The following is a 13,345-nucleotide window of genomic DNA, read 5'->3' on the forward strand; positions in this document are numbered from 1 at the left end:
GGGCAGAACGAATACTTGAACAGATATCTTTATTTTGTTAGTATGGTAACATATTAGCGAGCTAAAGCATTTGGAACATTTCGTATAAACGGGGGGACTGATTCGATGTTTATGTTTGAAAAGCCGCTTGGCATGAGAGACACGCTGCCGGCTCTTTATAAAACAAAGAAGGCAGTGAGGGAAAAGATTACGTCGGAAATCAGCGGATGGGGCTATGATTTTATTGAGACTCCAACGCTTGAATATTATGAAACGGTCGGCGTTCAGTCGGCAATTTTGGATCAGCAGCTGTTTAAGCTTCTGGACCAGCAGGGGAAGACGCTGGTGCTGCGCCCGGATATGACGGCGCCGATTGCACGGGTAGCTGCTTCGAGATTGACGGGATCGTCTCCGCTGCGTCTGGCGTATCAGGCGAATGTTTACCGGGCGCAGCAGAGAGAAGGAGGACGGGCCGCTGAGTTTGAACAAATTGGTGTCGAATTGATTGGAGATGATTCAATCAGCGCGGATGCGGAGGCCATTTCTCTGATGATTTCTGCTCTTAAAGCTTCCGGATTGGGGAACTTCAGGGTAGCGATCGGTCATATAGGGTTTGCGGATGCTCTTTTTAAAGAAATACTGGGCAATCAGGAGAGGGCGGATAAACTGAGAAGATTCTTATATGAAAAAAATTATGTAGGGTACCGTGAGCATGTAAAATCACTGGCTCTATCATCGATTGACAAGGAACGGCTCTTAGATTTCCTCACTTTTCGGGGAGATGCTGCGAAAATGGAGCAGGCTCTTTCGATATGCGAGTCGGATGAATGCAGGCAGGCGATAGATGAGCTTCAAAAGCTTTGGGATATGCTGGAGCAATTTGGGGCTGCTGAATATGTGAGGGTTGATTTAAATATCGTAAGCCATATGAGCTATTACACAGGGATATTATTTGAAGTGTATACAGACAAAACAGGCTTTCCTCTTGGCAACGGGGGAAGATACAACCGTTTAATGGAGAAGTTTGACCGGCCTGCAGCAGCGACAGGGTTCGGCCTGCAGCTTGGACACCTTCTTGAAGCGCTGGATGTGATGGAAAAAGGCGAGTGTAAGCATTGTGTGATTTTTTCCCAGGAGCGGATGAAGGAAGCGATTGATTTTGCCGGAGAGCTGCGCGGCGATGGAAAGCAGACGGTTCTTCAAAACCTGTCCGGGGTTACGGATGTGGATGCCTTTACGAAACAGTTTGAAGAGGTTGTGTATTTCATCGGTTCAAAAAGGGGGGAGTATAATGAGTGATGTACTTACAATCGCGATGCCGAAGGGCCGGATTTTTGAAGAGGCAGCGCATTTGCTTAGAGAAGCGGGCTATAAGCTTCCACCGGAGTTTGATGACAGCCGGAAGCTCATTCTTGATATCCCTGAGGAGAAGCTTCGTTTTTTTCTTGCGAAACCAATGGATGTCTCTACATATGTTGAGCATGGTGTTGCGGATGTAGGAATAGCAGGGAAAGACGTTCTTCTTGAGGAAGAACGGGATGTGTACGAAGTGCTGGATCTTAAAATAAGCCGGTGCTATTTAGCCGTTGCCGGATTGCCCGATCATCCAATGAGTGATGTGGCGCCAAGAATTGCTACGAAGTATCCGAACATTGCTTCCGGTTATTTCAGAGAGCAGGGGGAGCAGGTTGAGATTATCAAGCTGAATGGTTCGATTGAGCTGGCACCGATGATCGGACTGTCTGACCGGATCGTTGATATTGTCTCTACTGGCCGGACTTTGAAGGAGAACGGGTTAGTGGAGTATGAGCATATATGCGAAGTGACCTCCAGGCTGATTGTTAATCCGGTCAGCTATCGGATGAAAGATGTGCAAATTGATGAATTGGCTGAGCGGCTGTCACGGGCCGTTGCTGAAAGGTAGGGAGGGACTGGAATGGTAAAAGAAATCATTGATTCGGTCAGAGAGCGCGGGGACGAGGCATTAAGACAGTACACGGAGAAGTTTGACGGTGTATTTCTTGATTCATTTCGTGTGACGGCACAGGAAATTCAAGATGCCTATGAAGAGATCGAAGACTCGCTGCTTGCTGTGATTCGCGAGGCGATTGAAAATATCCGGCTTTTTCACAGTAAGCAAAAGCGGGATTCCTGGTTCATGACGAACCCGGACGGAACGGTGCTAGGTCAAAAGGTTACACCGCTTGACTCGGCCGGAGTTTACGTACCTGGCGGGACAGCTGCTTATCCCTCATCTGTTCTCATGAACGTGATTCCAGCGCAGACGGCGGGGGTCGAAAGGATTGCCATGGTTTCCCCTCCTTCCAAGGAAGGGAAAATTCCGGCCGGTGTTCTTGTGGCTGCCAGCGAGCTCGGTGTTACAGAAATCTATAAGGCCGGTGGTGCCCAGGCGGTTGCGGCACTGGCGTATGGAACGGAGTCCATTCAAAAAGTTGATAAAATTGTTGGCCCCGGGAATGTTTACGTAGCGGCAGCGAAGAGGGAAGTTTTCGGAGACGTGGACATTGATATGATTGCAGGTCCGAGCGAGATTGCTGTCGTTGCAGATAAAACGGCGAAAGCTAATGAAGCTGCGGCGGATTTGCTGTCACAGGCGGAGCATGATCCGCTTTCAAGAAGTATTTTAATCACCACCTCAAGTGATTTTGCAGAAAAGGTGAAGCTAGAGGTGGAAAAACAGCTGGAGGACCTGCCGAGAAGAGACATCGCCAAGGCTTCGATGGATCAAAACGGGCAATTTTTAGTGGCTGAATCAAAGGAAGAAGCGATTCGGATTGTGAATGAATTAGCACCGGAGCATTTAGAGCTGCTGGTGGAGGACCCGTTTGAATGGCTTGGCTCGATTCGGCATGCTGGCGCGATTTTTATGGGCCGATACAGCTCTGAACCGGTTGGGGACTATTTTGCAGGACCGAATCATGTGCTGCCGACGAGCGGTACAGCCCGGTTTTCAAGTCCGCTTAATGTGGATGACTTTACGAAAAAATCCAGTGTGATCTACTACAGCCGGGAAGCGTTTGAGAAAAATGCCGGAAAAATTGCTGAGTTTGCGAGATATGAAGGGCTTGAGGCTCATGCGAGAGCAATCGAAGAACGATTGAAACAGGGGGAATCTTAAAATGTCCAGAAAGTCTTCCATAGAACGGAATACGAATGAAACGCAAATCAGCCTGGAACTGAATATTGACGGAGAAGGCCGGTCCGAGCTTGAAACCGGTGTACCCTTTATGACACACATGCTGGACCTTTTCGCAAAACACGGGCAGTTTGATTTGACGATTCGCGCAACAGGGGATACAGAGGTAGATGATCATCATACAACAGAGGATATCGGGATTTGCCTTGGCCAGGTTTTCCGTGAAGCCCTTGGGGATAAAAAAGGCATAAAGCGCTACGGTTCAGCTATTGTTCCGATGGATGAAGCTCTTGCGCAAGTAGTCGTAGACCTAAGCAACCGGCCTCATTTCGAAATGAAGGGCAGTCTTCCAAGCGCTAAAACAGGAACCTTCGATACCGAGCTTGTTCATGAATTTTTGTGGAAGCTTGCCCTTGAAGCCCGCATCAATCTTCATGTGATCATTCATTACGGGCTAAATACCCACCATATTATTGAAGCCATTTTCAAGGCGCTTGCCCGGTCCCTTGACGAAGCATCCGCCATCGATCCCCGAATAAAAGGGGTGCCTTCAACGAAAGGACTGCTGTAGATGATCGGAATCATTGATTATGGAATGGGGAATATCTTCAGTGTCCGAAAAGCGCTGGAACGAATGGAAATCCCCCATTTTGTCTCTGGCCTCCGGGAGGAGCTTGCTGAAGCGGACGGATACATTCTTCCGGGCGTAGGTGCTTTTAAAGATGCGATGCAAAATCTTCACGCTGCAGGGCTGGTGGATTTTATCCGCTTAGAATCGGATAAGGGAAAGCCAATTCTTGGGATTTGCCTGGGGATGCAGCTGCTTTTTAATGAAAGTGAAGAAAATGGAAGGACGAAAGGGCTTGGCCTTCTGGAAGGCAAAGCAGCAAAGATCCCTTCCAAAACGGCAGACGGCAAACAAAAGGTGCCCCACATGGGCTGGAATCAGCTGAAGATCAAGAATGAGTCCTTCCTGCTTACAGACCTTGATGAAGAGCATGCTTATTTTGTGCATTCTTATTATATAAAATCAGACAAAAGTGAAACGGTGCTGGCAAGTGCTGATTACGGGGTAGAGGTGCCTGCGGTTGTAGGGCGGGGCAATATCTTTGGAACTCAATTTCACCCGGAAAAAAGCAGCAAAGCAGGACTTGCCATCTTAAAGCGGTTTTCAGAAAAAGTAGAAGAGGAGGCCTCTGGATGAATCCGTTTATTTTATACCCGGCCATTGATATGAGGAACGGTAAGTGCGTCAGGCTCGTTCAAGGCGACTACAATCAGGAAACGGTGTATGGAGATTCCCCTTTTGAAATGGCAAGGCGGTTTGCAGATGATGGAGCCGAATGGATTCACATGGTCGATTTAGATGGAGCGAAGAACGGCCAGCCAGTAAATCATGAGCATGTTTTGAAGGCGGTCCGTGAACTGGATGTAAAGGTCCAGATTGGAGGAGGAATCAGGACTGAGCGAGATGCAGAAATCTATCTCAGCGAAGGAGTGGACCGTGTGATTCTGGGAAGTTCCGCTATTTCGAATCCTGATTTCGTCAAGTCCATGCTTCGCCAGCATGGGAAAAGTATTGCTATTGGACTTGATGCAAAAGATGGCTTTGTCTCCACTGAGGGATGGCTGAATACATCACAGGTTCAGGCCGAAGATCTTGGAAAAGAACTGGCCGGTTACGGAGCTGAAACGTTTATTTATACAGATATAGCAACGGACGGGATGCTTTCGGGGCCAAACGTAAAGTCTACAGCCGCGATTGCACGTGCGACAGGGAAGACGGTTATCGCCTCAGGCGGGGTAAGCTCTATAAATGACCTGCTTGCATTAAAAGACTGCCAATCTGATGGCGTAGCAGGTGCGATTATTGGAAAAGCCCTCTATACAAGCCGCTTCCGCTTAAAGGATGCACTGAATGAGGTGACGGGCAGATGATCACAAAACGAATCATCCCCTGTCTCGACGTTAAGGATGGAAGGGTTGTAAAAGGGGTTCAGTTTGTTGAACTTCGGGACGCCGGCGATCCGGTGGAGCTGGCAAAGTTTTACGATGAAGAAGGAGCGGATGAGCTTGTCTTTCTGGATATCTCCGCTTCCCATGAAGGCCGCAAAACGATGATTGAGGTTGTCGGACAGACAGCTGCGGAGCTTGCCATCCCGTTTACGGTCGGGGGAGGCATCAACAGTCTGGAGGACATGAAGGCGATACTTAGAGCGGGAGCGGACAAGGTCTCCGTGAACACGGCCGCTTTATTGAATCCGCATCTCATTTCAGAAGGTGCTCTTTATTTTGGTTCCCAGTGCGTGGTAACAGCTATCGATGCTAAGTATGACGAAGAACTGGGCAGCTTCAGGGTGTACACACACGGAGGGCGGAAGCCGACGGAGTGGGAAGTGACGGCCTGGGCAAAAGAAGCTGTGAGAAGGGGGGCAGGAGAGATTCTGCTCACAAGCATGGATCAGGATGGAGCGAAAACGGGATTCAATCTTAACCTGACCAAAATGGTTAGTGAATCGGTTCCGGTACCTGTCATTGCATCAGGAGGTGCCGGAAATGCCGGACACTTTTATGAGGCCTTTACAAAAGGGCAGGCGGATGCGGCTCTCGCTGCCTCTATTTTTCATTATAAAGAGACATCCGTCAGGGAAGTGAAAAATCAGCTAAGAGACAGAGGAGTGAACATTCGATGAATATAGAAGAAATCCGTTTTGACGAAAGAGGCCTTGTACCCGCAATTGTGCAGGATGCAGTCAGCAAGGAAGTTCTAACCCTTGCCTATATGAATAAAGAATCGCTTCAAAAAACAATGGAAAGCGGGGAAACGTGGTTTTTCAGCCGGTCCCGAAATGAGCTTTGGCATAAAGGCGCCACGTCCGGCAACACTCAGGCAGTTATTGAGCTGCGCTGGGATTGCGACCAGGACGCCCTGCTCGTACTGGTTGAAGCGAATGGACCGGCATGCCACACTGGCTCGTTCTCCTGTTTTGAAAAAAGCACAGAGACGAAAGCAGTACCTAATCCATATGCCATCCTGAGTGAGCTTGAGCACGTGATCGCTAAACGCGATGCAGAGAGACCTGAAGGCTCCTATACCACGTATCTTCTGGAAGAAGGAGCGGACAAAATTCTGAAAAAAGTGGGAGAAGAAGCGGCCGAAGTGATCATTGCTGCGAAAAACAGAAGCCATGAGGAGCTTAAATGGGAAGCGGCTGATTTGATCTTCCATCTTCTGGTCCTATTGAGGGAACAAAAGCTTCCATTCCAGGATGTACTGAAGGCTCTTGAAGAACGAAAATAATAGCTCTTTAAAATGTTAAAGGACCCAAAAATGCTGAGTGCAGGAGCGTTTTTGGGTTTTTGTGCTGGACCCATGCTCTATAGTATTTCGCGGCCGTTGCCAGCAAAACCCCAATCCCCATAAATTTTCAGTGATCTTTCCCAAACCGCCGCGTAATCTTTCCCACTCTCCAGCATCAAGTTGTCCCTCTCCAATCCAAGAAAAAGGAAATTTTCCTTTTTTGTGGATGAATCATCTTGAGCCCTGTTGTGTACAGGTTGAATTATGGTATACTAACGTACGGTTAACTGTATGAAATGGAGGATTTCCGTGGGAAAACAACTATTTGATCGACAGCAAAAAGCACAGGTTGTTCCTTTCTTCCAGAATGGTGCCTACTATTACAGGAGAGCTCTCAAGGCTTATCGGGTAGAACGCAATCTGGATAGAGCGAGCAAGCTTTTAAAACGGGCGGCAGCCCTGGAGCCTGATAACTCCAATTTTCTTTCCCAGCTTGCTATGATTCATACGGAAATGGGAAATTATCAGGAATCAAATGAAATTTTGACTGCTATTATTGAAAAAGTGGATCCGGCTATGACGGACTGCCACTATTTCATGGCTAATAATTTTGCCCATCTTGGATTGTTTCATCAGGCATACAAATGTGCTGCTGCTTATTCAGCTGAAGCTCCCGATGGAGATTTTATAGAAGACAACGAAGAACTGCTGGAACTGCTGATGATTGAAGGAGAAGAGGAAGATCCCTCCTTTGGCGATTCAGATGAATTGATCATAAAGCAAGAGACGGCAAGATCCCTTCTGGAAAATGGAAAGCTCGATGAAGCAATTTCCCTGCTGCATGAAATTATTGAAGAGTTTCCTGAATTCTGGTCAGCATACAACAACTTGTCTCTCGCTTATTTTTATTCAGGGGATGTAGCAAATGCAAAGCATTATCTTGAGCTTGTGCTTCAATTGAATGAAGGCAATCTGCATGCGCTCTGCAATCTTCTTGTTTTTTATTATTATGAACGTGAGGATGAAAAAGTTGCAGCGCTGACGGAACAGCTGTCCAACGTTCATCCGATTATGATTGAGCACCGCTATAAACTCGGAGCAACTTTTGCGCTTATCGGAAAATACGAGCAGGCTTTTAAATGGCTGCGGAGTCTGCAGCGTCAAGGATTTGAAGGGGATGATACCTTCTTTTACTGGCTTTCCTACTCAGCCTGGCATCTTGGCCAGGAAGAGGTGGCAAAATCGGCTTGGGAGCGGGTATTAAAAGAAAATCCGTCCAAGGTAGGTTCTGAGCCTTGGGAGCAGCAATCTTCTCTTAAAGGCATAACGCTGAAGGAACGGCTGACGCTGGTTTATATTGCAGCTAAATCCAATCAGCTTGAAGAAATCAGGCATCATCATGCGTTAAGGCCCCAATCCGATCTTGAGCAGGAATTTCTAAGGCATACCCTCTCTCCGGATATGGAGAAGAAGGGGGCTGGCGCTTATTTGTTTGCTGCGGCGGAAGCACTCGGCAAACAGCTTCAGTCTGCAGAAGAGAAGACGTTCTTATCCTTTTTTGAAACGATGCTTAAAGCAAATTCTGCTAAACACAGTTTGAAGAACACGAAGGCCTGGTCCGCTGCTTTTTTCTACATTATGAAAAAAGAAGACGGGGAGAGGGTGACGAAACTGGAAGTCGCCGATGTATTCGGGGTAACAGTGTCAACCTTAACGAAATACGAACGCCTTGTAAAAGATCTATAAAGTGTTAAAAAGCACTCCTCACGCCAGAAGCTGTGCTTTTTTTCTGAGCAAAATTATGGCGTGTTTTTTTATTATTTAATAGGATGATACTAAGGATTATCAAGATCATCCAAGCGAACCAATCCAGTTTGATTGTAAGGAGTGAAAAACCATGACGGAAGAAAAAATTTATGACGTGATTATTGCTGGAGCCGGCCCCGCCGGACTGACTGCAGCTGTTTATACTTCCCGCGCAAACCTTTCAACTTTGATGATTGAGCGCGGTGTGCCTGGCGGCCAAATGGCTAATACAGAGGATGTAGAAAATTATCCAGGATTTGACCACATTCTCGGACCTGAGCTTTCTACAAAAATGTTTGACCATGCGAAAAAGTTCGGTGCAGAATATGCTTATGGCGATATAAAAGGAATCGTGGACGGCGAAGAGTATAAAATCGTCCGTGCAGGAAGCAAAGAGTATAAAGCCCGTGCAGTAATTATCGGGACAGGTGCCGAATACAAAAAGCTGAATGTTCCGGGTGAAAAAGAGCTTGGCGGACGCGGAGTATCCTACTGTGCAGTATGTGATGGAGCATTCTTTAAAAACAAAGAACTTGTCGTTGTAGGCGGAGGAGATTCGGCTGTTGAAGAAGGCGTATATTTAACGCGGTTTGCTTCAAAAGTAACAATCGTTCACAGACGCGATGAACTCAGAGCTCAAAAAATCCTGCAGCAGCGGGCATTTGATAACGATAAAATCGATTTTATCTGGAACCACACGGTGAAAGAGATTCATGAGGACGGCGGGAAAGTGGGCAGTGTCACGCTTGTTAATACACAAACAGGCGAAGAGAAGCCATTCACAGCAGACGGAGCATTCATTTATATCGGAATGGTTCCTCTATCCAAGCCGTTTGAAGACTTAAGAATTACGAACGAAAACGGATATATCGAAACAAATGAACGGATGGAAACGAAAGTGCCCGGCATCTTTGCTGCAGGCGATATTCGTGAAAAAACCCTTCGTCAAATTGTAACAGCTACAGGAGACGGAAGCATAGCTGCCCAAAGTGCGCAGCACTATGTAGAAGAGCTTCAGGAAAAGCTGAAAGCCGTAAAGTAAAACCGTAATTATGTTTTAACTCTTCTGTAACACAGGTGAAATAAATAAGGGGTAGAATAAGAATAGTAATTGACCCCCTTTTATAAATACGTTTAGAGCGCAGGTGCCCTTTCCTGCGCTCCTTTTTTGTGTTGTGGCAAACCGGGGCTGTAAGATTCCTCTGCGGCTTAGGGAGGTTATGGAGCGGGCCCGGGTGTTTCGCTTTTAATTTGTGGGAGAACTGTTTAAATAGTATAATTAAGTGAATGAAATCTGGCGTGATAACAACGAGGTGAAAGACGTTGCAGCGTGTAGCAAATTGTGTTTTAAAAAAAGGCAGCAAAGTCCTTCTTCTTCAGAAGCCGAGAAGAGGCTGGTGGGTCGCTCCCGGAGGGAAAATGGAGCAGGGGGAATCTCTTAAAGATTCCGTTATCCGCGAATATCGCGAAGAAACAGGCATATATTTAAAAAACCCTGTAATAAAAGGAATTTTCACATTTCTGATTAAAGAAGAAGATCAGATTGTGTCTGAATGGATGATGTTCACCTTTTTCGCAGAGGATTACAGCGGCGAACATGTGGATGAGTCTGAGGAAGGCCTGATCGCCTGGCATGAAGTTGATGCAATTGCCGATTTGCCGATGGCTCCGGGAGATCATCATATTCTGGATTTTGTGATAAAGGGTTCAGGTGTCATTTATGGCACGTTTACGTATACAAAGGATTTTAAGCTATTGAGTTATAGGCTGGATCCCCAATAAAAAAACCCTTTACGCTTATAAGAAGGGGAGGAGGAAATTCCGGATGGAACTGACAAGCCAGAACATTGGACAGGAAAACACTGCAAAGACCCACTCAGACATTCAAATGGTCATTATTACCGGAATGTCCGGGGCTGGGAAAACCGTTGCCATTCAAAGCTTCGAGGACTTAGGCTTTTTTTGTGTAGACAATCTGCCGCCGACTCTTCTGCCTAAATTTCTTGAGCTGATGAAAGAATCAGGGTCGAAAATGAATAAGGTCGCTTTGGTTATGGATTTAAGAGGCCGGGAGTTTTTTGACAGCCTGCTTCAGGCTCTTGATGAAATTGGTAATTCCGCTTGGATTACTCCACAGATTCTTTTCCTCGATGCCAAGGATTCTGCGCTCGTTACACGCTACAAAGAGACGAGACGTTCGCATCCACTGGCATCTACCGGACTTCCGCTCGAGGGAATCCGCATTGAAAGAGAGCTTCTTGAAGAATTAAAGGGGCGGGCTCAAATTATTTATGATACGACAGAAATGAAGCCGCGTGAGCTGCGGGAAAAGATTTTAAAGCAATTTTCCGCAGCCGAAGAGCAAACCTTTACGGTGAACATTATGTCGTTCGGTTTTAAGTACGGGCTTCCAATTGATGCGGATCTTGTATTTGATGTAAGGTTTCTGCCAAATCCTCATTACATCGAGCATATGAGGCTGAAAACGGGACTCGAGGAAGAAGTATCCTCCTATGTGCTGAAATGGAATGAGACTTCCAAGTTCCTGGAAAAGGTTCTGGATCTGCTGACCTTTATGCTTCCTTATTATAAACGGGAAGGCAAGAGCCAGCTTGTTATAGCGATCGGCTGTACAGGAGGCCAGCATCGCTCTGTAACTCTGGCGGAACATATCGCGGCGTTTTATAAGAAGGATTACAAAGCCCATGTATCCCACCGCGATATTGAAAGAAGAAGCAGGAAATAGACGTGCTGCCTAAAATCGTCATTATCGGTGGAGGCACCGGGCTCTCCGTGCTGCTGAGGGGGCTTAAGGCGTATCCGGTAGATATAACGGCGATTGTAACGGTTGCTGATGATGGAGGAAGCTCTGGGCGCCTCCGGGATGAATTGAAGATTCCGCCTCCTGGGGATATACGGAATGTCCTGGCTGCACTGTCTGATGTGGAGCCTTTAGTTGAAGAGCTGTTTCAGCATCGATTCAATAAAGGAGACAGCTTAACCGGCCATTCTTTGGGGAATCTCATTCTAGCTGCCATGACCAATATTACCGGGGATTTTACCCATGCCATTAAAGAAATGAGCAAAGTGCTGAATGTGAGAGGGCGGGTCCTTCCGGCAGCCAACAGCAGTGTCATGCTGCATGCAGAAATGGAAGACCGATCCGTCGTTTCAGGAGAATCAAAGATTCCTGCTTCAGCAAAAAAAATTAAGCGGGTGTTTCTGACTCCGGAAAACATTGATCCATTGCCGGAAACGATTGAGGCTATACAGGAAGCGGATTTAATTATACTCGGACCGGGAAGCTTATACACAAGCATCCTGCCGAATTTGCTCGTTCCGAAAATTGGACAGGAAGTATGCAAGGCAGAGGCGAAGAAGGTATATATATGCAATGTGATGACCCAGCCGGGTGAAACGCTGGGGTACAAAGCGAGCGATCACATAAAGGCTTTATATGATCACATGCACTGTGCTTTTATCGACACAATCCTTGTCAATGCAGATACGATTCCTGACACGATTAAACAGCGGTATGCTGCGGAACTGGCCCAGCCTGTGCACGCAGACCTGGATGAACTGAACCGGCTTGGGCTTTCAATCGTGCATGACCATTTAATAACGGATGACCGTGATGTCATTCGGCATGATACGAATAAAGTTGCCAAGCTGCTTTACGGGATTCTCAAATAGTCCATCTAGAGCAATCGCGTGCACAACGGAAAATGGAGGTGCAGAATATGTCTTTTGCATCCGAAACCAAAAAAGAACTGACGCAGGTTGAAATTAAGGGCTGCTGCCTGAAAGCAGAGTTATCTGCTTTAATCAGAATGAACGGCTCCCTCTCCTTCTCGAACAGAAAATTGGTTCTGGATATTCAGACAGAAAATGCGGCAATTGCCCGCCGTATTTATATATTATTAAAAAGGCAATATGAGGCTTCAGTAGAACTGCTTGTCAGAAAAAAAATGAGGCTCAAGAAAAATAACGTCTACATTGTCAGGCTGACAGTGCAAGCAAGGGAAATATTGGAGGACCTCAAAATCCTTGGAGAATCCTTTACGTTTGTCCGGGAAATTTCCCCTCAGCTCATTCAGAAGAAATGCTGCAAGCGTTCCTATATGAGAGGTGCCTTTCTTGCCGGAGGCTCGGTAAACAACCCGGAAACTTCCTCATACCATCTTGAAATATTTTCTCTATATAAAGAGCACAGTGACTCTTTAAGTGAATTGATGAATACGTTTCGCTTAAACAGCAAATCGCTTGAGCGGAAAAAAGGATTTATCGCATATTTAAAGGAAGCGGAGAAAATCGCGGAATTCCTCAGCATTATCGGTGCTCATACAGCGCTGCTGAAGTTTGAAGATATCCGGATTGTCCGTGATATGAGAAATTCAGTGAACCGGCTCGTTAATTGTGAGACCGCTAACCTGAATAAAACCATTGGAGCGGCTTTGAGACAGGTTGAGAACATCCGCTACATTGACAGCAAAATCGGACTTGATATGCTTCCCGATAAGCTCAGGGAAATTGCGAGACTCCGTGTCGATTATCAGGATGTCACATTAAAGGAACTCGGTGAAATGGTCTCGAGCGGAACCATCAGCAAATCCGGCATAAATCACCGGTTAAGAAAGCTGGACCAAATTGCTGAGCAGCTCCGCGAAGGCAAGCCGGTAACGATGAAATAGATAACGGGATGCAGTGCATACTTGCTTCAAAGGCAAGTATGCGCTTAACATAATTACGATTGGGAGAGGGGATTCATATGGCAGAAAAAACAGTGGAGGTCCGGCTGAAGAATGGCTTGCAGGCACGCCCTGCCGCGTTGTTCGTTCAGGAAGCGAACCGCTATGGCTCGGATATTTTTCTTGAAAAAGAAGGAAAAAAAGTCAATGCGAAGAGTATTATGGGGCTAATGAGCCTTGCCATCGGCACAGGCTCCACCATCACGCTGATTGCAGAGGGGCATGATGAGGAAGAGGCGCTTGAAGCCTTATCTGAATATGTGCATCAGGAAGTTTAAGAAAATGGGCATCTGCTTGCGGCAGGTGCTTTTGTTTATAAAAAAACCGGATGGCTTATAAAGCCGATCCGGTTCG

General features: G+C 46.7%; 15 protein-coding genes. All 15 read left to right on the plus strand.

Annotation, left to right across the window (positions count from 1 at the left end; genetic code table 11):
- The first annotated feature begins 105 nt into the window (after positions 1-105).
- The 15 genes from ACQCVE_RS08900 to ACQCVE_RS08970 all read left to right on the plus strand — a co-directional run bounded on the left by ACQCVE_RS08900 (position 106) and on the right by ACQCVE_RS08970 (position 13,269).
- Positions 106-1,278, plus strand: a complete 1,173-nt coding sequence (locus ACQCVE_RS08900) for an ATP phosphoribosyltransferase regulatory subunit (RefSeq protein ID WP_426842807.1) — start codon at positions 106-108, stop codon at positions 1,276-1,278.
- Positions 1,271-1,903, plus strand: a complete 633-nt coding sequence (hisG, locus tag ACQCVE_RS08905; RefSeq protein WP_426842806.1) for an ATP phosphoribosyltransferase — start codon at positions 1,271-1,273, stop codon at positions 1,901-1,903. The genes ACQCVE_RS08900 and hisG overlap by 8 nt, the downstream gene beginning before the upstream one ends.
- A gap of 12 nt (positions 1,904-1,915) precedes the next feature.
- The gene (gene hisD / locus ACQCVE_RS08910; protein WP_426842805.1) at positions 1,916-3,118 is read left to right on the plus strand and encodes a histidinol dehydrogenase; all 1,203 of its coding nucleotides are present in this window, start codon (positions 1,916-1,918) and stop codon (positions 3,116-3,118) included.
- A 1-nt stretch (position 3,119) separates the two neighbouring features.
- Positions 3,120-3,707, plus strand: a complete 588-nt coding sequence (gene hisB / locus ACQCVE_RS08915) for an imidazoleglycerol-phosphate dehydratase HisB (RefSeq protein WP_426842804.1) — start codon at positions 3,120-3,122, stop codon at positions 3,705-3,707.
- On the plus strand, positions 3,708-4,340 hold the full coding sequence (gene hisH / locus ACQCVE_RS08920) for an imidazole glycerol phosphate synthase subunit HisH (protein ID WP_426842803.1): 633 nt from the start codon (positions 3,708-3,710) through the stop codon (positions 4,338-4,340). It begins immediately after the preceding gene.
- The gene (gene hisA, locus ACQCVE_RS08925) at positions 4,337-5,074 is read left to right on the plus strand and encodes a 1-(5-phosphoribosyl)-5-[(5-phosphoribosylamino)methylideneamino]imidazole-4-carboxamide isomerase (protein WP_426842802.1); all 738 of its coding nucleotides are present in this window, start codon (positions 4,337-4,339) and stop codon (positions 5,072-5,074) included. The genes hisH and hisA overlap by 4 nt, the downstream gene beginning before the upstream one ends.
- Complete coding sequence (gene hisF / locus ACQCVE_RS08930; RefSeq protein WP_426862513.1) at positions 5,071-5,829, plus strand: imidazole glycerol phosphate synthase subunit HisF; 759 nt, start codon at positions 5,071-5,073, stop codon at positions 5,827-5,829. Before hisA ends, hisF begins: the two co-directional genes overlap by 4 nt.
- A complete protein-coding gene (hisIE, locus tag ACQCVE_RS08935; RefSeq protein WP_426862515.1) occupies positions 5,826-6,437 on the plus strand; it encodes a bifunctional phosphoribosyl-AMP cyclohydrolase/phosphoribosyl-ATP diphosphatase HisIE in 612 nt (203 codons plus the stop codon). Before hisF ends, hisIE begins: the two co-directional genes overlap by 4 nt.
- Before the next feature lie 309 nt (positions 6,438-6,746).
- The gene (locus ACQCVE_RS08940) at positions 6,747-8,183 is read left to right on the plus strand and encodes a tetratricopeptide repeat protein (protein ID WP_426862516.1); all 1,437 of its coding nucleotides are present in this window, start codon (positions 6,747-6,749) and stop codon (positions 8,181-8,183) included.
- Between the two features lie 151 nt (positions 8,184-8,334).
- Positions 8,335-9,285, plus strand: coding sequence for a thioredoxin-disulfide reductase (gene trxB, locus ACQCVE_RS08945; RefSeq protein WP_426842798.1), 951 nt, complete (start codon positions 8,335-8,337; stop codon positions 9,283-9,285).
- 281 nt (positions 9,286-9,566) lie between these two features.
- Complete coding sequence (locus ACQCVE_RS08950) at positions 9,567-10,025, plus strand: 8-oxo-dGTP diphosphatase (RefSeq protein WP_426842797.1); 459 nt, start codon at positions 9,567-9,569, stop codon at positions 10,023-10,025.
- 43 nt (positions 10,026-10,068) lie between these two features.
- Entirely contained in the window at positions 10,069-10,989 is a 921-nt protein-coding gene (gene rapZ / locus ACQCVE_RS08955; RefSeq protein ID WP_426862517.1) for an RNase adapter RapZ, read from the plus strand.
- On the plus strand, positions 10,986-11,936 hold the full coding sequence (locus ACQCVE_RS08960) for a gluconeogenesis factor YvcK family protein (RefSeq protein ID WP_426862658.1): 951 nt from the start codon (positions 10,986-10,988) through the stop codon (positions 11,934-11,936). Before rapZ ends, ACQCVE_RS08960 begins: the two co-directional genes overlap by 4 nt.
- Positions 11,937-11,983: 47 nt before the next feature.
- Positions 11,984-12,934: a DNA-binding protein WhiA gene (gene whiA / locus ACQCVE_RS08965; RefSeq protein WP_426842795.1), complete on the plus strand. Its 951-nt coding sequence runs from the start codon at positions 11,984-11,986 to the stop codon at positions 12,932-12,934.
- Positions 12,935-13,011: 77 nt separating this feature from the next.
- The gene (locus ACQCVE_RS08970) at positions 13,012-13,269 is read left to right on the plus strand and encodes an HPr family phosphocarrier protein (RefSeq protein ID WP_426842794.1); all 258 of its coding nucleotides are present in this window, start codon (positions 13,012-13,014) and stop codon (positions 13,267-13,269) included.
- The last annotated feature ends 76 nt before the right edge of the window (positions 13,270-13,345 follow it).

Origin of the sequence: Metabacillus sp. 113a (genome assembly GCF_050107635.1) — a bacterium.
Classification (GTDB): domain Bacteria; phylum Bacillota; class Bacilli; order Bacillales; family Bacillaceae; genus Metabacillus_B.